The sequence below is a fragment of the Microbacterium sp. GCM10027623 genome (assembly GCF_042666935.1).
Lineage (GTDB): Bacteria > Actinomycetota > Actinomycetes > Actinomycetales > Microbacteriaceae > Microbacterium.
The window spans coordinates 429,099-447,328 of record NZ_JBHTHE010000003.1 but is presented as its reverse complement, the minus strand read 5'-3'; the positions used below and the strand labels follow the sequence as shown (position 1 = coordinate 447,328).

General features: G+C 67.9%; 19 protein-coding genes. 2 read left to right on the top strand and 17 right to left on the bottom strand.

The window, feature by feature from the left end:
* Positions 1 to 78 precede the first annotated feature (78 nt).
* The 14 genes from ACFQY2_RS14545 to prmC form a co-directional block, all read right to left on the bottom strand.
* Positions 79 to 891, bottom strand: a complete 813-nt coding sequence (locus ACFQY2_RS14545) for a large exoprotein (protein WP_378746633.1) — start codon at positions 889 to 891, stop codon at positions 79 to 81.
* Between the two features lie 132 nt (positions 892 to 1,023).
* The gene (locus tag ACFQY2_RS14540) at positions 1,024 to 1,764 is read right to left on the bottom strand and encodes a YaaA family protein (protein WP_378746632.1); all 741 of its coding nucleotides are present in this window, start codon (positions 1,762 to 1,764) and stop codon (positions 1,024 to 1,026) included.
* 78 nt (positions 1,765 to 1,842) lie between these two features.
* Positions 1,843 to 2,103 carry a F0F1 ATP synthase subunit epsilon gene (locus ACFQY2_RS14535; RefSeq protein ID WP_307366516.1) on the bottom strand — a complete coding sequence of 87 codons (261 nt, stop codon included), beginning with the start codon at positions 2,101 to 2,103 and terminating at the stop codon, positions 1,843 to 1,845.
* Positions 2,104 to 2,105: 2 nt separating this feature from the next.
* Entirely contained in the window at positions 2,106 to 3,560 is a 1,455-nt protein-coding gene (gene atpD / locus ACFQY2_RS14530) for a F0F1 ATP synthase subunit beta (RefSeq protein WP_378746630.1), read from the bottom strand.
* 26 nt (positions 3,561 to 3,586) lie between these two features.
* Positions 3,587 to 4,483, bottom strand: a complete 897-nt coding sequence (locus ACFQY2_RS14525; protein WP_378746629.1) for a F0F1 ATP synthase subunit gamma — start codon at positions 4,481 to 4,483, stop codon at positions 3,587 to 3,589.
* 19 nt (positions 4,484 to 4,502) lie between these two features.
* Positions 4,503 to 6,143 carry a F0F1 ATP synthase subunit alpha gene (atpA, locus tag ACFQY2_RS14520; protein WP_378746628.1) on the bottom strand — a complete coding sequence of 547 codons (1,641 nt, stop codon included), beginning with the start codon at positions 6,141 to 6,143 and terminating at the stop codon, positions 4,503 to 4,505.
* Between the two features lie 51 nt (positions 6,144 to 6,194).
* Positions 6,195 to 6,983: a F0F1 ATP synthase subunit delta gene (locus ACFQY2_RS14515; protein WP_378746626.1), complete on the bottom strand. Its 789-nt coding sequence runs from the start codon at positions 6,981 to 6,983 to the stop codon at positions 6,195 to 6,197.
* Positions 6,983 to 7,519, bottom strand: coding sequence for a F0F1 ATP synthase subunit B (locus tag ACFQY2_RS14510; RefSeq protein ID WP_378746625.1), 537 nt, complete (start codon positions 7,517 to 7,519; stop codon positions 6,983 to 6,985). The genes ACFQY2_RS14515 and ACFQY2_RS14510 overlap by 1 nt, the downstream gene beginning before the upstream one ends.
* A gap of 28 nt (positions 7,520 to 7,547) precedes the next feature.
* Positions 7,548 to 7,784: an ATP synthase F0 subunit C gene (gene atpE / locus ACFQY2_RS14505; RefSeq protein ID WP_378746624.1), complete on the bottom strand. Its 237-nt coding sequence runs from the start codon at positions 7,782 to 7,784 to the stop codon at positions 7,548 to 7,550.
* A gap of 44 nt (positions 7,785 to 7,828) precedes the next feature.
* Entirely contained in the window at positions 7,829 to 8,623 is a 795-nt protein-coding gene (gene atpB, locus ACFQY2_RS14500; RefSeq protein ID WP_378746622.1) for a F0F1 ATP synthase subunit A, read from the bottom strand.
* Between the two features lie 154 nt (positions 8,624 to 8,777).
* Positions 8,778 to 9,245, bottom strand: a complete 468-nt coding sequence (locus ACFQY2_RS14495; protein ID WP_378746621.1) for a hypothetical protein — start codon at positions 9,243 to 9,245, stop codon at positions 8,778 to 8,780.
* Complete coding sequence (locus ACFQY2_RS14490; RefSeq protein WP_378746620.1) at positions 9,245 to 10,411, bottom strand: MraY family glycosyltransferase; 1,167 nt, start codon at positions 10,409 to 10,411, stop codon at positions 9,245 to 9,247. The genes ACFQY2_RS14495 and ACFQY2_RS14490 overlap by 1 nt, the downstream gene beginning before the upstream one ends.
* On the bottom strand, positions 10,408 to 11,154 hold the full coding sequence (locus ACFQY2_RS14485) for an L-threonylcarbamoyladenylate synthase (RefSeq protein WP_378746619.1): 747 nt from the start codon (positions 11,152 to 11,154) through the stop codon (positions 10,408 to 10,410). Before ACFQY2_RS14485 ends, ACFQY2_RS14490 begins: the two co-directional genes overlap by 4 nt.
* Before the next feature lie 49 nt (positions 11,155 to 11,203).
* Entirely contained in the window at positions 11,204 to 12,061 is an 858-nt protein-coding gene (gene prmC, locus ACFQY2_RS14480) for a peptide chain release factor N(5)-glutamine methyltransferase (RefSeq protein ID WP_378746618.1), read from the bottom strand.
* Between the two features lie 99 nt (positions 12,062 to 12,160).
* Between prmC and cysK the strand changes: the two genes are divergently transcribed.
* Positions 12,161 to 13,108 carry a cysteine synthase A gene (gene cysK, locus ACFQY2_RS14475; RefSeq protein WP_378746616.1) on the top strand — a complete coding sequence of 316 codons (948 nt, stop codon included), beginning with the start codon at positions 12,161 to 12,163 and terminating at the stop codon, positions 13,106 to 13,108.
* 11 nt (positions 13,109 to 13,119) lie between these two features.
* Positions 13,120 to 13,689 (top strand): serine O-acetyltransferase EpsC, encoded by a 570-nt coding sequence (gene epsC, locus ACFQY2_RS14470; protein WP_378746615.1) that lies wholly within the window; start codon positions 13,120 to 13,122, stop codon positions 13,687 to 13,689.
* A 102-nt stretch (positions 13,690 to 13,791) separates the two neighbouring features.
* Here the strand turns inward: epsC and ACFQY2_RS14465 are convergent, their stop codons facing one another.
* The 3 genes from ACFQY2_RS14465 to rho form a co-directional block, all read right to left on the bottom strand.
* Positions 13,792 to 14,394 (bottom strand): hypothetical protein, encoded by a 603-nt coding sequence (locus ACFQY2_RS14465; RefSeq protein WP_378746613.1) that lies wholly within the window; start codon positions 14,392 to 14,394, stop codon positions 13,792 to 13,794.
* Positions 14,395 to 14,910: 516 nt separating this feature from the next.
* A complete protein-coding gene (gene prfA / locus ACFQY2_RS14460) occupies positions 14,911 to 15,987 on the bottom strand; it encodes a peptide chain release factor 1 (RefSeq protein WP_378746612.1) in 1,077 nt (358 codons plus the stop codon).
* Positions 15,988 to 16,010: 23 nt separating this feature from the next.
* Entirely contained in the window at positions 16,011 to 18,173 is a 2,163-nt protein-coding gene (gene rho / locus ACFQY2_RS14455) for a transcription termination factor Rho (protein ID WP_378746611.1), read from the bottom strand.
* Positions 18,174 to 18,230 lie beyond the last annotated feature (57 nt).

Sequence of the window (18,230 nt, the reverse complement as noted above, 5' to 3'; positions counted from 1 at the left end):
GCGACGCCACGACGGGTCGTGGTGCAGCGCGCACGGGGAAGACCAGAGGCCCTCGACCGAAGTCGAGGGCCTCTGCGATCACGCCGGCGGCTGCGTCGGGTCGACGGGCGGAGCCGGAGGAGGCGTCCCGGGGGCTGCCGGCGGAGCCGGAGGCGTCCCCGGGGCTGCGGGAGGAGCGGTGGGCGGTGCGGGGGGCGTCGCGGGAGGCGGCACGGGCGCACCGGGCGCCTGCGGTGCGGGCGCCCCAGGAGCCGGAGGAACCGGCGCGCCGTAACCGGGCTGCGCGGGAGGCTGGTAGCCCTGCGGGGGCGCGGCGTAGCCCTGAGGCGTGCCGTAGCCCTGGGGAGCTCCGGACCCGGGGACGGCGCCGGCCGACGGCTGAGTGGGCACGCCGTCCCACACGGTGCGGTCGGCGAGGAAGGCATTGGCGGCCCACGGCGAGGGCGCGACGTTCGGGTTCCAGCGCGACTTGTCGAACGCGTTGATCCCCAGCCAGACGACGCTCACCAGGACGTAGAGGATGACCCAGGCGGCTTCCTTCTGCAGCTTCAGGCCGACGCGCCAAGCCGCCATCGCCGAGAGCACGCCCAACGCCAGTCCGATGAGCCCTCCGAAGAACCCGAGAACGGGGATCCAGGAGAGCACGATCATCCCACCGATGCCGTAGAGCACGAGCCACGGACTCATGTCACCGAGCTTGAAGAAGATCATGATGTTGTAGACCGGAACCCAGGCGCGCCACTTGCCCTGCACGCCCGCCTTCTCGAAGATCTTCATCATGAAGAGCGAGCCGACCACGTAGGCGATCGGCACCACGATGAAGAGCAAGGCGGTCAAGACCGCGATCATCGCGTAGAGGGCGCCGAGTCCGGCGAGATCCCCGTTGTCCATGTCGTCTCATTTCCCTTGTCGACCAGGCGAGCCACTGCGCTCCCCCGGCGAATGAACAGCAACGGCCATGCTATCGGGCACGGAATCGCTCGGGCAATGCTCCGGGCGGGCGGTGACGCTCATTCTCCGCCGTCAGCTCTCGGTGACCAGCTCCCACACCCGCGGTTCGTCAGACTCCCGCAGCCGGATGCCCGACGTCTCCGCCCAGGCCGACAGTCCGCCCGCGGTGCGAATCCTCGGGCGTGTCGTCGCCAGCCTGCGGACCAGCTCGCCCTTGGCCTTCTTGTTGAAGTGGTTCAGCGCCCTGCCCGTCGATGTCACGACGCGCACGTAGGCCGAGGCCACCGAATCCGGCACCGGCCCCAGAGCGACGTACGCCTCACTGCGCAGGTCGAGCAGGAAGTCCTGGCCGGCGAGAGCCTCGGTCGTCGCCGCTGCCCAGTGGCGGCGCAACGGCGGGATGCCGGGCAGTGCCGTCCCCGCAGCGAGGCGGTACGCCGGGATGCCGTCGAGAGCACCGACCGGGCCGAACGGCGCCGAGTGCACGAGCACATGTTCCCCGAGCCAGCGGCGCGACGCGCGGTCCATGCTCGCCGCATCGAGCGCGTCGTAGAGCACGCCGGTGTAGCGATCGACCGCCGCCATCGTCGGCGCGGTGCGCAGGAGCCGGTTGCTGTCGATGTCGCCACGCTGGCGTTCGCTGAGTTTCAGTACGCGCTGCGCGTGATCAGGGTCCGCGGAGAGCGCGATCAGGGCGGTCACCAGGTGCTCGCGCCTGTCGCGCAGTCCAGGCAGCGCGAGGGCCGTGAGGTCGACGGGCGTGCCGGTTCCCCCGGCTCGCTTGGTCTCGGACGGGGGCAGCAGGATCTTCATGGGCTCTCGGGGACGAAGAAGCGTCCGCCTCGATCCGAGACGAGCTCGGACCGAGACGGACGCGTCAGCGGATTGCTGTCAGGCGACCAGCGCGGCGTTGCCTGCCACGATGGTCAGGTTGTCGCCCTCCATCGAGAGGAAGCCGTCCTGCGCGTTGGCCATCACCTTGGTGCCGTCGGCACGGGTGATGCGCACCTGGCCTTCGGCGAGGATGGCCAGCACCGGCTCGTGACCGGCCATGAAGCCGATCTCGCCCTCGACGGTCTTCGCGATGACGAGCGTCGCTTCTCCCGTCCAGACCTCCGCGTCCGCGGAGACGAGACTGACGTGAAGCGCCATGATCAGGCGTTCTCCTTCTGGATCTGCGCCCAGCGCTCTTCGACGTCGGAGATGCCACCCACGTTGAAGAAGGCCTGCTCGGCGACATGGTCGAAGTCGCCGCGGGTGATCGCATCGAACGACTCGATGGTCTCCTTCAGCGGAACGGTCGAACCCTCGACACCCGTGAACTTCTTGGCCATGTAGGTGTTCTGCGAGAGGAACTGCTGGATGCGTCGTGCACGCGACACGACGATCTTGTCCTCTTCGGAGAGCTCGTCGACACCGAGGATCGCGATGATCTCCTGCAGCTCCTTGTTCTTCTGCAGGATCTGCTTGACCGTGGTGGCCACGCGGTAGTGGTCCTCGCCGAGGTAGCGGGGGTCCATGATGCGCGAGGTCGAGGTCAGCGGATCGATGGCCGGGTACAGACCCTTCGACGCGATCTCACGGCTGAGCTCGGTCGTCGCGTCGAGGTGCGCGAAGGTCGTCGCCGGAGCCGGGTCGGTGTAGTCGTCGGCGGGGACGTAGATCGCCTGCAGCGAGGTGATCGAGTGACCGCGGGTCGAGGTGATGCGCTCCTGAAGGAGGCCCATCTCATCGGCCAGGTTCGGCTGGTAGCCCACGGCGGAGGGCATGCGGCCCAGCAGCGTGGAGACCTCGGAACCGGCCTGCGTGAAGCGGAAGATGTTGTCGATGAAGAGCAGCACGTCCTGCTTCTGCACATCGCGGAAGTACTCCGCCATGGTCAGTGCCGACAGGGCGACGCGCAGACGCGTCCCCGGCGGCTCGTCCATCTGACCGAAGACGAGAGCGGTCTTGTCGAAGACGCCCGCCTCCTCCATCTCGTGGATCAGGTCGTTGCCCTCACGGGTGCGCTCACCGACACCGGCGAACACCGACACACCGCCGTGGTCCTGCGCGACACGCTGGATCATCTCCTGGATGAGGACGGTCTTGCCGACGCCGGCACCACCGAACAGACCGATCTTTCCACCCAGCACGTACGGGGTGAGCAGGTCGATGGACTTGATGCCGGTCTCGAACATCGTGGTCTTCGACTCGAGCTGGTCGAAGTTGGGAGCCTTGCGGTGGATCGGCCAGCGCTCGGTGACCTCGATGGTCTCGCCGGGCTCGAGGTTGAGGACCTCGCCGATCACGTTGAAGACCTTGCCCTTGGTCACGTCGCCGACGGGAACGGAGATCGCCTCGCCGGTGTCGCGCACCTCCTGGCCGCGGACCATGCCGTCGGTCGGCTTCAGCGAGATCGCGCGAACCAGGTCATCACCGAGGTGCTGCGCGACCTCGAGGGTGATCTCGGTGGAGTCCTCGCCGATCACGATCGTGGTCTTCAGCGCGTTGTAGATGTCGGGAATCGAGTCGTGCGGGAACTCGATGTCCACGACCGGACCGTTGACGCGTGCGACGCGCCCGACGACCGCGGTCGCGGGCTTGTCAGCCGTAGCGGTGGGGGTCATTTGTTCGTCTCTTTCCTGAGGGTCTGTCAGCTGGATGCGAGAGCGTCGGCGCCACCGACGATCTCGGCGATCTGCTGGGTGATCTCGGCCTGGCGCGCGTTGTTGCGCAGGCGGGTGTAATCGGTGATCAGCTTGTCGGCGTTGTCGCTGGCCGACTTCATCGCCTTCTGCGTCGCGGCCTGCTTGGCAGCCGAGGACTGCAGCAGGGCGTTGAACACGCGGCTCTGGATGTAGACCGGCAGGATCGCATCCAGCACGGTCTCCGCATCGGGCTCGAACTCGTACAGCGGGTAGACCGTGCTGCCCGCCTCCGAGTCGTCGGCCTCTGCGATCTCCAGCGGAAGCAGGCGCACGTTCTCCGGCGACTGCGTCATCATGCTGACGAACCGGTTGTACACAAGGGTGATCTCGTCCACGCCACCCGCTTCCCCACCGCGGGAGAAGGCATCCAGCAGCGTGTGCGAGATCTCCTCCGCCGTGTGGAACGACGGCGTATCGGTGTCGCCCGTCCACTCCGCCGCCGAGGCGATGCCCCGGAACTGGAAGTAGCCGACGGCCTTGCGGCCCACCAGATAGAACACCGGTTCCTTGCCCTGCTCGCGCAGCAGCTCCGCGACCTCGAGACCCTCACGGAGGATCTGCGAGTTGAAGGCCCCGGCGAGACCGCGATCCGAGGAGAAGATGACGACCGCGGAGCGGCTGATCTTCTCGGGTTCGCGGGTGAGCGGATGGTCGACGTTCGAATGCGTCGCGACGGCGGACACGGCCCTCGTCACGGCACGCGCGAAGGGGCTGGACGCCTTGACGCGTGCCATCGCCTTCTGGATGCGCGAAGCCGCGATGAGTTCCATCGCCTTCGTGATCTTCTTGGTCGTCTGAGCAGAAGAGATCTTCTGCTTGTAGACCCTGAGTTGAGCGCCCATGAATCAGTACCTCACGCGATTACGCGCGACGACCCTTGACGATCTTCTCCTGGTTGACATCGTCCGCATCAGCGGCAGCGTGCTCCTCGTGGCCCGGGGCGCCGATGGCGCTGCCCTTGCCGCCCTGGAACTCCAGAATGAAGGCGTCGGTCTGCTTGTCCAGCTCCGCGACCGTGTCGTCGTCGAGGACGTTGGACTCGCGCAGCTTGTCGAGGATGCCCGTGTTGCGACGCAGGTAGTCGAGCAGGTCGCGCTCGAAGCGCAGCACGTCCGACACCTCGAGGGTGTCGAGCTTGCCGTTGGTGCCGGCCCAGATCGAGACAACCTGCTCCTCCACGGGGTACGGCGAGTACTGCGGCTGCTTGAGCAGCTCGGTCAGGCGCGCACCACGAGCAAGCTGGCGACGCGACGCCGCGTCGAGGTCGGATGCGAACATCGCGAACGCCTCGAGCGAACGGTACTGCGCGAGCTCGAGCTTGAGCGTTCCGGAGACCTTCTTGATCGACTTGACCTGAGCGTCACCACCGACTCGCGAGACGGAGATACCCACGTCGACCGCGGGACGCTGGTTGGCGTTGAAGAGGTCGGACTGCAGGAAGATCTGGCCGTCGGTGATGGAGATCACATTGGTCGGAATGTAGGCCGAGACGTCGTTCGCCTTGGTCTCGATGATCGGCAGACCGGTCATCGATCCCGCACCGAGCTCGTCGGACAGCTTCGCGCAGCGCTCCAGCAGGCGAGAGTGCAGGTAGAAGACGTCACCCGGGTATGCCTCGCGGCCCGGCGGGCGGCGCAGCAGAAGGGAGACGGCACGGTAGGCCTCAGCCTGCTTGGAGAGGTCGTCGAAGACGATCAGCACGTGCTTGCCGCCGTACATCCAGTGCTGGCCGATGGCAGAACCGGTGTAGGGAGCCAGGTACTTGAAACCAGCGGGGTCGGATGCGGGAGCGGCCACGATCGTGGTGTACTCCAGCGCACCGGCCTCTTCGAGCGCGCCCTTCACCGAGGCGATGGTCGAGCCCTTCTGGCCGATCGCGACGTAGATGCAGCGCACCTGCTTGTTGACGTCGCCCGACTCCCAGTTGGCCCGCTGGTTGATGATCGTGTCGATCGCCAGGGCCGTCTTCCCGGTCTGGCGGTCGCCGATGATCAGCTGACGCTGGCCGCGGCCGACGGGGATCATGGCGTCGATCGCCTTGATGCCGGTCTGCATGGGCTCGTGCACCGACTTGCGCTGCATGACGCCGGGCGCCTGCAGCTCGAGGGCACGCACACCCTCGGTGGCGATCGAGCCGAGACCGTCGATCGGGTTGCCGAGCGGGTCCACGACCCGGCCCAGGTAGCCGTCGCCGACGGGAACGGAGAGGACCTCACCGGTGCGGGTGACTTCCTGACCCGCCTCGATGCCGGTGAAGTCGCCGAGGACGACCACGCCGATCTGGTGCTCGTCGAGGTTCAGGGCCAGGCCCTTGGTGCCGTCCGCGAAGGTGACGAGCTCGTTGGCCATGACGCCGGGCAGTCCCTCGACGTGCGCGATGCCATCGGCTGCGTCGGTGACGGTGCCGACCTCGGTAGCCGCGGCCCCGGTGGGCTCGTAGGCTGCGGCGAAGTCCTTCAGCGCGTCACGGATGACGTCGGGGCTGATCGATAGTTCTGCCATTGTCTTCCCTTTGTGTGTCTGGGTGAGCGCGGTTCCCCGCGCCAGTCGTTGTCAGCTCGCGAGCTTCTGGCGAAGGTCGGCGAGTCGGGCGGAGATGCTGCCGTCGATGACATCATCGGCGATCTGCACGCGCAGTCCCCCGATGACGGTGGGGTCGATCACCTGATTGACGGAGATCTCGCCCCCATAGCGGCTGGCCAGAGCATCACGGAGACGGGTCTCCTGAGCAGCGGGCAGCGGAGCGGCGGTGTACACGGTCGCGACCGTGCGGCCGGACTGTGCGGAGACGATGTCGATCGCGCGGGCGATGATCTGGCGCACCCGGCGCTCACGCGGCTGGCGCACCAGTGACGAGGCGATCAGCACAGTGGCAGGGGCGGCGTTCGCACCGAAGACCTTCTCGACCAGCGCCGACTTGGCCCCGTCGTCGCCGAGACGGCGTCCGAGGGCCAGCTCGAGCTCCGGGTTCGCGGCGATGACGCGCGAGAATCCGAACAGCTCCCCCGAGACGTCGTCCTGCGGCGAGGCGATGGCGGCCGTGCGGATCGCCAGCTCCTCGACACCGTCGACGAGATCGGATGCATTCGACCAGCGCTGCGCCGCGACCGTGGTCAGCAGCGAGCGCACCGGCGCGGATGCACCGGCGAACACGCCCGAGACCAACGCGGAGCGCGCCTCGGCGGGAGCGGCAGGATCAGCGAGCGCGCCGCTCAGCTGGGCCGACTCGGCGATCGCGCGAGCGGCTGCGAACAGCTCGGCCGCGCTGTCGAGGGTCAGGCCCGACGCTGCGGCAAGCGCGTCCGTCGATGCCGCGAGTGCCTGAGTGGTCGCGCTGCCCATTACCTGGCTGCCTTCTCGATGTCGGCGAGGAAGCGGTCCACGACGGCGGACGCACGCGCGTCGTCCGTGAGGGTCTCCCCGACGACGCCGCCGGCGAGGTCGATCGCGAGCGTGCCCACTTCGTTGCGCAGCGACACGAACGCAGCCTGACGCTCGGCTTCGATCTGAGTGTGCGCAGCGGAGCTGATGCGGCTGGCTTCGGCCGTGGCCGTCTCCTTGGCCTCGGCGACGATCTTCTTGCCGTCCTCACGGGCGGCCTCACGGATCTCACCGGCCTCGGTGCGGGCTTCAGCGAGCTGGCGGGTGTACTCCTCCAGCGCGGCCTCGGCCTGCTTCTGCGCTTCGTCGGCCTTGGCGATGTTGCCTTCGATGGCCGCTGCACGCTCGTCGAGCATGGCGGTCAGCTTGGGAATCGCGACCTTCCACGCCACCACGAGGATGATGACGAAGCAGATCGCCGACCAGAAGATGTCGTACGACGCTGGAACCAGCGGACTCGGCGCCTCTTCCGCGGCAGTGACAAGAGTGCTCAGCATCCTGTCTCCTTACGTGTGGGAAGTGGAATCAGAAGCCGAAGATGAAGCCGGTGGCGATGCCGATGAAGGCGAGCGCCTCGGTGAAGGCGATACCGATCCACATCAGCACCTGCAGGCGGCCGGCCAGCTCGGGCTGACGGGCGACGCCCTCGATCGTCTTGCCGACGACGATGCCGATGCCGATGGCCGGGCCGATGGCTGCGAGGCCGTAGCCGACGGTCGCGATCGAGCCGGACATCTCAGCGAGAACCGTAGTTGCGTCCACGGGATTTTTCCTTTCGGTTGGTGGGCAGGCGGAGGCCTGTCCCCTTAGTGCTCATCGGCGACTGCGAGCTGGATGTAGACCGCAGTCAGGACGGCGAAGATGTACGCCTGCAGGACGGCCACGAGGACCTCGAACAGGGTGAAGGCGAGGCCGAAGGCGCCGGTCGCGACGCCGAGCGCCGACCACCAGCCGCTGAGGCCGAAGACGAAGAACTGGGTTGCCGAGAAGAACAGCACCAGCATCAGGTGACCGACGATCATGTTCATCAGCAGACGCAGGGTCAGGGTGACCGGGCGGATGATGAAGGTCGACAGGAACTCCAGGAGCGCCACGAACCACTGCAGCGCCACCGGAATGCCCGAGGGGAACAGCGAGTTCTTCACGAACCCCTTGGGGCTCTTCTTGACGCCGGCGTAGATGAACGTCACGTACGAGACGATCGCCAGCAGCAGCGGGACCGCGATCACCGAGGTTCCGGCGATGTTCACGCCGGGGATGATGCCGGTCAGGTTCATGAACAGGATCATGAAGAAGATGGTCATCAGGATCGGCAGGAACCGGTCGCCGTCCTTGCGACCCAGGAGATCGTGCGCGATGTTGCCGCGGACGAAACCGAAGCCCATCTCGACCAGGCTCTGGAAGCGCCCGGGTACCACGCGCAGGCGGCGCGTGCCGAGCCAGAAGATCAGGACGAGGATGACCGTCGCGAGAATCTGCGCGAGGTTGATGCGCGTGAACGCGAACGGCGTGTTCTCGAAGGCGATGACCGCAGGGAAGAAGTCGAGAATCGACGGAGGATGGAACGTCGGACCCTCAGTCGCGGCGGCAAGGAGAGACACGGCTTGAGTCAACGTTGCGGCTCCAGCTTCAGAGCACCGGGAGCAGATCCGATGCGCGGGGACAGATGAACGTCAACCGCGGCGAACCGTGATCTGCGAGGATCACCACACAACCTGCGGGGACTCGTCCAGCTTAGCAAACCCTGAGCACCGATCATGACGCCTCGTCGTCCTCCACCCGGGTGGGAAGCTCGATGTCGCTCACATTCGGCAGGCGCATGCGCATGACGACGAGCGCGTCGATGACCAGCGAGACCACGACCCCGGCGACGATCGAGAGGAACAGCACCTGCGGCACCACCCAGGGCTGGCGGCCCAGGACGAGCATCACCACGACGAACAGCCCGATCTTCACCAACCAGCCGCCGAGGACGATCGCGAAGAAGAACTGCACGTACAGGGGGTCGCCGAACCAGCGGTTGGCGAAGAGGATGCTGCCGGCCGTGACGGCCAGCAGGAGCATCGTCAGCAGCACCCCCACCAGGCCGCTCCAGAGACCGTGCACGCCGGCGACGGCGAGACCGATGCCGCCCGCGATCACGGCGAGGGCGAGGGCGGCGATCGCTGACACGATCAGAGTGCGGCGGAGGATCGGTGTGCTGGAGACGGGGCGCGGGGTCATCAGGGCTCCATGGACGTCGGGGTCAGGCGGTGCGGGGGTGTCGGGCGACGGTGCGAGGGCATGAGGGTGACGACGAGGCAGGCCGCGACGCCGACCACGCCGAACAGGATGCCCACGATGTATCCGCCAGGCCAGTCCTGCCTGGTGGCGATGTACATCAGCAGGACCGCCAGGGAGATGACGGCGGTCCAGGCGTAGAAGATGAGGACGGCGTCGCGGTCGCGATGGCCGAGATCCAGCATCCGATGGTGCAGGTGCTTGCGGTCCGGCGCGAACGGCGACTTCCCCGCCCGCATGCGACGGAAGACCGCCAGGGCGAAGTCCAGCAGAGGCAGCATGACGATCACCAGCGGCAGCACGATGGGGATGAAGGCACCCAGCAGCTGAGACCGGCCGAAGCGCTCCGGGTCGAACGCGTTCACGTCGCCCTGCGTGGTGACGGCGATCGCCGACGTCGCCATCAGCAGCCCGAGCACCAGCGCACCCGAGTCGCCCATGAACAGTTTCGCGGGGCTCCAGTTGAAGGGCAGGAATCCCACGCACACGCCGATCAGGACGGCTGCCAGGAAGGTGGCCAGGTTGAAGTAGCTCGTCGCGCCGGAGTCGCGGGTGAGGATGTAGGAGTAGACGAAGAAGATCCCGTTCGCGATCAGGCAGACGCCCGCGACCAGCCCGTCGAGCCCGTCGATGAAGTTCACCGCGTTCATCACGACGACGATCGCCAGCATCGTGATCGAGATGCTCACCCAGGGAGAGACGAGGATCATGTCTCCCACCGGCAGAGAGAGCACCTGCAGCCCGCCGCCGGCGGTGATGATGCCGGCCGCGAGGAACTGCGCGGCGAGCTTGATCATCCAGTCCAGATCCCAGAGGTCGTCGATGACGCCCACGATGGCGATCAGTAGGGCGGCCGCGAGGATCGACCACAATGTGTGCGGGGGCGACCACATCCGCTCGAAGAAGGGGTTCGCCGCCGAGATGAGGATCGCCACGGCGATCCCGGCGAACATCGCCACTCCCCCGAGCCTCGGCGTCGGAGTCTTGTGCACGTCCCGTTCACGGATGCCGGGGTAGAGCTTGAACTTCAGGCTCAACCGCCAGACCGCCCACGTCAGCGCGAACGTGATCGACGCCGTGAGGATGATCGTGAACAGGTACTGCTTCACTCTTCGTCGACCGTGCTTCCGCCGTCGGCATCCGCGGATGCACTGTCCGGCGCGACCTCGGCCAGCTGGTCAGCGGGCTCCAGCAGATCGCCGAGCACCTCCGCGAGCTGATCGCGTGTGATCGAGCCCTCACGGAGGATGCGCACACGGGCGACCTCATCCGGACCCGTGCCGACGAGCGACGTCGCGTCGACGATGGTAGAGGGCACGCCGTTCTCGCTGTACCCCTCCTCCAGATAGACCGCGACGCTGTCGCCGAGCATGGCCTGGGCGTCGGAGGCGATGATCGCCGCATCCCGCCCGGTCAGGTTCGCACTGGAGACCGCGAGCGGACCGGTCTCGGCCAGCAGCTCGAGCGCGACGCGTCGATCCGGCATCCGAACGGCGACCGTGCCCTGGGTATCGCCGAGATCCCACGTCAGCGACGGCTGCGCGGGCAGCACGACGGTCAGTCCTCCGGGCCAGAAGGCGTCGATGAGCTTCTGGACGGGCGCGGGCACTTCCTCCACGAGCGCGGCCATCATCTCCTGCCCTGCCACGAGCACGGGCGGCGGCATGTCGCGTCCCCGCCCCTTGGCCGTGAGCAGCCGCTGCACGGCCGCGGGGGAAAAGGCATCCGCGGCGATTCCGTACACGGTGTCGGTGGGCATCACGATGAGCTCGCCGCGGGCGATGGCCTGGCGTGCGTGGCGCATGCCGGCGAGGATCTGAGCCTCGTCGCGGCAATCGAAGACAGTTGACATGGCTCGCCCATTCTACGGTGATGGACCGTAGGCCCCGCCCGGAGAGCGTTCAGCGGGTCAGCGCCGTGGTCGCGCGGTCCCGGCGGGTGAGGTCCTCATGCGTCGCCGCGGATCGCCAGCCGTCGGCTTCCAGCAGTGCGCGGATCTCCGCGCCCTGCAGCTCGCCGTGCTCGAGAACGAGCAGCCCGCCCGGATGCAGCAGCTCCTGAGCTCGACGACTGATCACCCGCACGACGTCCAGTCCATCCGGACCGCCGTACAGCGCCTGGGCGGGGTCGTGCAGGCGCACCTCCGGGTCACGCGGCACCGCGTCGTCCGGTACATACGGCGGGTTGGAGATCACCACGGCCGCCGTCCCGCGCAGTTCGTCGAACGCGGTGGCCAGGTCACCGTGCACCAGGGTGAGGTTCTCGGCGCGGGCCGTGTTGCGCGCCGCCCAGGTGTACGCCTCGGCCGAGCGCTCGACGGCGAACACCCGGGAATGCGGAACCTCGGTGGCCATGGCGAGGGCGATCGCGCCGCTGCCGGTGCCCAGATCGACGGCGACGGGCGCCGGCGTCGCGCTCTCCATCAGCGCATCGATCGCGATCTGCACGACCACTTCGGTCTCGGGGCGCGGAATGAACACCCCCGGGCCCACCTCGAGCTCCAGATGCCGGAACGCCGCCCGGCCGGTCAGGTGCTGCAGCGGTTCCCTGGAGGCACGGCGGGCGACCAGCCCGTCGAGCTGCGCGGACTCGGCATCCGCCAGCACGTCGCCGCGGATGACCGCCGCCTGCAGCTCGCCGCGACCGAGGCCCAGCACGTGGCCGAGCAGCAGCTCGGCGTCCACGCCCGGCTCGGGTACGCCCGCGTCTGCCAGCTGCTGTGCGATGGCGCGCAGTCGCGCGGAGAGAGGCTCGGGCATCCCCCCAGCTTAAGCGCCGCCCGCCGGACACATTCAGCAGATGCGTGGAGTGCACGCCCTAGGCTGATGACGCTGATCCCTTCGACGAAAGGTCCGCCCATGGCCGGCATCCACTCCGATATCACCACCGCGTTCGGCAACACCCCGCTGGTGCGGCTGAACCGCGTGACCGAGGGTCTGAACGCGACCGTGCTGGCGAAGCTGGAGTTCTACAATCCGGCCTCCAGCGTCAAGGACCGCATCGGGATCGCGATGGTCGACGCCGCCGAGGCGTCGGGACAGCTCAAGCCGGGCGGCACGATCGTCGAGGCCACCAGCGGCAACACCGGCATCGCGCTCGCAATGGTGGGAGCCGCCCGCGGCTACAAGGTGATCCTGACCATGCCCGCCTCCATGTCCAAGGAGCGTCGTGTGCTGCTGCGCGCCTTCGGCGCGGAGATCGTGCTCACCGACCCGACGAAGGGCATGACCGGATCGATCGAGGTGCTCAAGGAGATCCTGGCGGAGAACCCGGATGCCGTCTGGGCCCGTCAGTTCGAGAACGCCGCCAACCCTCGTATTCACCGCGAGACGACCGGCCCCGAGATCCTGCGCGACACCGACGGCGACGTCGACATCTTCATCGCGGGTGTGGGCACCGGCGGCACCGTGACGGGCGTCGGACAGGCGCTGAAGGCGGTCAAGCCCGACGTCCGCGTGATCGCGGTCGAGCCGAAGGACTCCCCCGTGCTCAGCGAGGGCCACCCCGGACCCCACCGCATCCAGGGCATCGGCCCGAACTTCGTCCCGGACGTGCTGGACCGCGACGTGCTCGACGAGGTGTTCCCCGTGGAGTTCGATGATTCGCTGCGCACAGCGCGGGATCTGGCCGTCAAGGAGGGCCTGCTGGTGGGCATGTCCGCCGGCGCGGCCGTCTGGGCTGCGCTGAAGGTCGCCGAACGACCGGAGAACGCCGGCAAGACCATCGTCGTCGTCATCCCCGACACCGGTGAGCGCTACATCTCCACCGCGCTGTTCGAGGATCTGCGCGACAAGCCGAAGGACTGACGGCTTCCGACATGGGCGTCGTCTCCCGGGTCCGCGAAGACATCGCGGCCGCGCGCACGCGTGACCCCGCCGCGCGCAACGGCCTCGAGGTCGCCGTGCTGTACTCCGGTCTGCACGCGATCTGGGCGCACCGCGTCTGGCATGCGCTCTGGCGGCGCGGTCTGCGCCTCCCTGCTCGTGCCGGCTCGCAGCTCACGCGCTGGCTGACCGGCATCGAGATCCACCCGGGCGCGCGCATCGGCCGCCGGTTCTTCATCGACCACGGCATGGGCGTCGTGATCGGCGAGACCGCGGAGATCGGCGACGACGTGATGCTGTACCACGGTGTCACTCTGGGAGGCCGCACCCGGAATCACGGCAAGCGGCATCCGACACTGGAGGACGGCGTGGCGGTCGGGGCGGGCGCGAAGATCCTCGGCCCGGTGCGGGTCGGCGCCCGCTCGGTCGTCGGGGCCAATGCCGTCGTCACCCGCGACTCGCCCCCGGACAGCGTGCTGGTCGGCATGCCGGCGAAGGCCCGGCCGCGTGACGGATCCGACGACTCCCGAGCCCTGCTGCAGGCGCCCGAGTACATCATCTGATCCCCCGTCAAAGCCCGTCTGTGGGGCGCAGAGGTCGGTTTCAGCGGGGCCGAATAAGGCATTCGCGCCCCACAGCCGGGTGGTTTGCCTGCCCAAGGTCTGTCAGCGATTCAAAGCGCTGCGGATGCGGCGCACGGCTTCGGCGGGTTCTCGGAAGACGTGCTGGGATGTCAGACGCACGGTCTGCCATCCGGCTTCCGCATAGGCCTGGTACTTGTCGATGTCCCGCTGCAATTGCCTGCGTGTGAGATGCCCGTCGCTCTCGTACTCGATCGCGATCTTCCGTTCCGGGTAGGCGAGCTCGCTGCATCCGAGCCATCGACCACGACGGTCGTAGACATCGTGATCGAGCACGGGCTCCGGCAATCCGGCATCGCGGACCAGAAGCCGGATCCTCGTCTCCGGCGGTGACGACGCACCCGTCCTGGCATCCGCCAACGCTCGACGCAGTTTGGGCGCCGCCGGGCGTCCCTTTCGATCAGCTGCCTGTTCGAGATCGGATCGCACCGCCATGGGCGTCGTGTCGATCGTCTGAAAGCCGCCGGGATATCGCGGGATGCGCAGGATGCAGTCGGCAGCAGCCGTGAGGTCGTCCTGGCTGAGGTGAGTCCCCAGCGTCGCCCACGTGCTCGCCGGATCGGTCAGCCGGAGGTCCCCGATCTCGACGACCGTGACGAACCCCGAGGTGAACTTGTGCCCTCGCACCCCCTCGCGGCGCGGCGGGCGGTTCGGACGGTACCGACCGACATGCAGATCGGTCCAGTCGCGCGGTGGGAGTGGGATTCCCCAGTAGAACGCAGCACTCGGACCGCAGAAGAAGGCCGTCGGCCCAAGCACCGGCAGGAACTGCTGCATACGCTGCAGGTGGTGGGTTCTCCTCGGATCGTCCGCGACAGCATCCGCACCCTCACAGCCGGTTGTGCCGACAGTCACCGATTCCGAGATGCGCATGCGCATTCCATGGAACGGTGCGGCAAGATCGCCGCCACTCAGACGTGAGCGGCCGATCCCCTTTTCCCGAGCATCGGCGATGGTGAAGAGCGGACCGAGTTCCTCCGGGAGCGGTCTGCGAGAAGCGGGCATGGGACAACCATGCAGCGAAGCCAGCCGGAGCCTCAGGACTTATCCACAAGTGACCGTCCATGGGGCGCAGATGTCGCTTTCAACGCGGCTGAAGGGCGCGTTTGCGCCCCACAGACGGTCTTGGAACGGGGGCAGCTGTCAGGAGCCACCGAGCGAGGCGAGGCGCTCCGCCTCGTCGGCCTCGATGCAGGATTCGATGATCGGATCGAGTGCGCCGTCCATCACCTGGTCCAGGTTGTAGGCCTTGTAGCCGGTGCGGTGGTCGGCGATGCGGTTCTCCGGGAAGTTGTAGGTGCGGATGCGCTCGGAGCGGTCCATCCCGCGGATCTGCGAGCGGCGGGCATCGGAGGCCGCGGCGTCCAGCTCCTCCTGCTGCCTGGCCAGCAGGCGGGCGCGCAGCACGCGCATGCCGGCTTCGCGGTTCTGCAGCTGCGACTTCTCGTTCTGCATCGATACGACGATCCCCGTGGGCACGTGCGTGATGCGCACCGCGGAGTCGGTCGTGTTGACGGATTGACCGCCCGGGCCGGAAGAGCGGTACACATCGATCTTCAGGTCGTTCGGATCGATCTGGATCTCCTCGGGCGCGTCGACCTCGGGGAACACCAGCACCCCGGTGGTCGAGGTATGGATGCGGCCCTGCGATTCGGTGGCGGGGACGCGCTGCACGCGGTGCACGCCGCCCTCGTACTTCAGGTGCGCCCAGACGCCCTGTGAGGGATCGGCCGATGAGCCCTTGATCGCGACCTGGACGTCCTTGTAACCGCCGAGGTCGGACTCGTTCCGCTCGAGCAGTTCGGTCTTCCAGCCGCGATGGGCGGCGTACTGCATGTACATGCGCAGCAGATCCGCGGCGAACAGCGCCGACTCGGCACCGCCCTCCCCGGCCTTGATCTCCATGATCACGTCTCGCGCGTCATCGGGGTCACGAGGTATCAGCAGGCGCCGCAGCTTCTCCTGTGCGACGCGCAGGCGCTCCTCGAGAGAGGGAACCTCTTCGGCGAACGCCGCGTCCTCACGCGCGAGTTCGCGTGCCGCGTCCAGATCCTCCCCCGCCGCCGACCACGCCTCGTGCGCGGCGACGATGCGGCTGAGCTCGGCGTAGCGCCGATTCACGCGTTTCGCGCGCACCGCATCGGCGTGCACCGCCGGGTCGGACAGCTCCTCCTGAACCCGGCGATGCTCGTCGATCAGCGTCTGGACGGACTCGAACATCCCGCCGCTCCCGTCGTGCAGAATCAGCGGATGTTGTTCTCGTGACCGTGGCTGGAACCGGTGGAGGGCGGCGTCGGGATCGACTTCTGCATCTGGAAGAGGAACTCGACGTTCGAGCTCGTCTCCTTCAGCTTGCCCAGAACGACCTCCAGCGCCTGCTGGGGGTCCAGGCCCGCGAGGGCGCGGCGCAGCTTCCACGTGATCTTGACCTCGTCGGCCGAGAGCAGCATCTCCTCGCGACGGGTGCTCGACGCGTTGACGTCGACGGCCGGGAAGATGCGCTTGTCGGCCAGCGCGCGCGACAGGCGCAGCTCGCTGTTTCCGGTGCCCTTGAACTCCTCGAAGATGACCTCGTCCATCTTGGAACCGGTCTCGACCAGCGCGGTCGCGAGGATCGTGAGCGATCCGCCGTTCTCGATGTTCCGCGCGGCACCGAAGAATCGCTTCGGCGGGTACAGGGCCGCCGCGTCCACGCCACCGGTGAGCACACGGCCCGAGGTGGGGGTCGCGATGTTGTAGGCGCGGCCCAGACGGGTGATCGAGTCCAGCAGCACGACCACGTCGCGGCCGAGCTCCACCAGGCGCTTGGCGCGCTCGATGGCGAGTTCGGCGACGGTGGTGTGGTCCTCGGCGGGACGGTCGAAGGTCGAGGCGATGACCTCGCCCTTCACCGTGCGCTCCATGTCGGTGACCTCTTCCGGGCGCTCATCGACGAGGACGACCATGAGGTGGACCTCGGGGTTGTTCTGCGCGATGGCGTTCGCGATCTGCTGCAGCACGATGGTCTTGCCCGCCTTGGGAGGCGCGACGATGAGACCGCGCTGGCCCTTGCCGATCGGGGCGACCAGGTCGATGATCCGCTGGGTGAGCTTCTCGGGAACAGTCTCGAGCCGGAGCCGCTCCTGCGGGTACAGCGGGGTGAGCTTGCCGAACTCGAGGCGGGTTCCGGCATCCTCGGGCGACAGCCCGTTGATCGAGTCCACCTTGACGAGCGCGTTGTACTTCTGACGGCCCTGCTGCTCGCCCTCGTGCGGCTGCTTGATGGCGCCGACGATGGCGTCGCCCTTGCGCAGGTTGTACTTCTTCACCTGTCCGAGCGAGACGTACACGTCGCTCGCACCGGCGAGGTAGCCGGTGGTGCGCACGAAGGCGTAGTTGTCGAGCACGTCGAGAATGCCCGCGATCGGGATCAGGACGTCGTCCTCGCCGATCTCGGTCTCGAACTCGTCGGCGTTCTGGTTGCCGCCGCCACGACGCTTGTTGCGCTGGCGGGTGCGCCCGGAGCCGGACTCGTCATCACCGTGACCGTGGTCCTGCGCACCGTTCTGGCTGCTGCCACCGCCCTGGCTGCCGTTGCTCTGGCTGCCGTTGCCGCGCCCACGGCTGCGGTTGCGGTTGCGTCCGCGGCCACGACCGGATCCGTCGCCGTCGCCGGAGGAGTCGTCATCCGACGAGCCGTTCTGCTCGCCATCGGAGGAGCCCTTGTCGGAGGAGCCCTTGTCGGACTTGCGGTCGGAGCCCTTGTCCGACCTGCGGTCCGAGCTCTTGTCGGAACCGCGATCGGAGCCCTTCTCGGAGCCGGAGGCGTCCGAGCTCTCGGCTGCGGCATCCGCAGCCTCGTCCTGCACATCGGTGCTCTTGGCGCCGCGACGGCCGCGGGCCGGGCGCTTCGCCGGCTCGGCGGTCTCGGATTCATCGACGGGCGTCGCCGCCTCCGCGGCGGTCTCCCCCTCGTCGGCGGTCTTGCTCGATGCGCGCGCGGCGCGCTTGCGGGCAGGCTTGGCCGGCGCTTCGTCAGCATCGGGCGCGCCCGACTCGTCCGCGGCAGGAGCCTTGTCAGCGGCAGGAGCTGCGTCGCCCGCGGGAGCCTTGTCGTCCGCGGGGATGTCGAGTGCCTCGGCATCGGCCTTCTTCGCGCGCGTGCGGCGCGGAGTCTTCGGCTTCTCCGCCGCGGCATCCGGCGCCGTCACGGCCTCCGGAGCAGCAGCGGGCGCGGATGCGGTCTGCTGTGCATCGGCGGCGGGTGCCTGTGCCTCGGCGGTCGGCGCCTCGGATGCGGATGCAGCCGCGGCCGCAGAGGCTGTGGTGGCACGCCGCGGCGCGCGCTTGCGTGCGGGCGCCTTGGTCTCGGTGGCGACCGGGTCAGCGGTCGCCTGGTCGGTCTGGGTCTCGGAGAAGTTCTCCACGAGTACTCCCTCATATGTCGTGGGAAATGAGCAATCCAGAGAATGCGCAGCAGAAGC

Coding starts and splice junctions, on each gene's coding strand:
- ACFQY2_RS14545 (WP_378746633.1), bottom strand. CDS start 891: ATGGACAACGGGGATCTCGCCGGACTCGGCGCCCTCTACGCGATGATC.
- ACFQY2_RS14540 (WP_378746632.1), bottom strand. CDS start 1,764: ATGAAGATCCTGCTGCCCCCGTCCGAGACCAAGCGAGCCGGGGGAACC.
- ACFQY2_RS14535 (WP_307366516.1), bottom strand. CDS start 2,103: ATGGCGCTTCACGTCAGTCTCGTCTCCGCGGACGCGGAGGTCTGGACG.
- atpD (WP_378746630.1), bottom strand. CDS start 3,560: ATGACCCCCACCGCTACGGCTGACAAGCCCGCGACCGCGGTCGTCGGG.
- ACFQY2_RS14525 (WP_378746629.1), bottom strand. CDS start 4,483: ATGGGCGCTCAACTCAGGGTCTACAAGCAGAAGATCTCTTCTGCTCAG.
- atpA (WP_378746628.1), bottom strand. CDS start 6,143: ATGGCAGAACTATCGATCAGCCCCGACGTCATCCGTGACGCGCTGAAG.
- ACFQY2_RS14515 (WP_378746626.1), bottom strand. CDS start 6,983: ATGGGCAGCGCGACCACTCAGGCACTCGCGGCATCGACGGACGCGCTT.
- ACFQY2_RS14510 (WP_378746625.1), bottom strand. CDS start 7,519: ATGCTGAGCACTCTTGTCACTGCCGCGGAAGAGGCGCCGAGTCCGCTG.
- ACFQY2_RS14495 (WP_378746621.1), bottom strand. CDS start 9,245: ATGACCCCGCGCCCCGTCTCCAGCACACCGATCCTCCGCCGCACTCTG.
- ACFQY2_RS14485 (WP_378746619.1), bottom strand. CDS start 11,154: ATGTCAACTGTCTTCGATTGCCGCGACGAGGCTCAGATCCTCGCCGGC.
- prmC (WP_378746618.1), bottom strand. CDS start 12,061: ATGCCCGAGCCTCTCTCCGCGCGACTGCGCGCCATCGCACAGCAGCTG.
- cysK (WP_378746616.1), top strand. CDS start 12,161: ATGGCCGGCATCCACTCCGATATCACCACCGCGTTCGGCAACACCCCG.
- epsC (WP_378746615.1), top strand. CDS start 13,120: ATGGGCGTCGTCTCCCGGGTCCGCGAAGACATCGCGGCCGCGCGCACG.
- prfA (WP_378746612.1), bottom strand. CDS start 15,987: ATGTTCGAGTCCGTCCAGACGCTGATCGACGAGCATCGCCGGGTTCAG.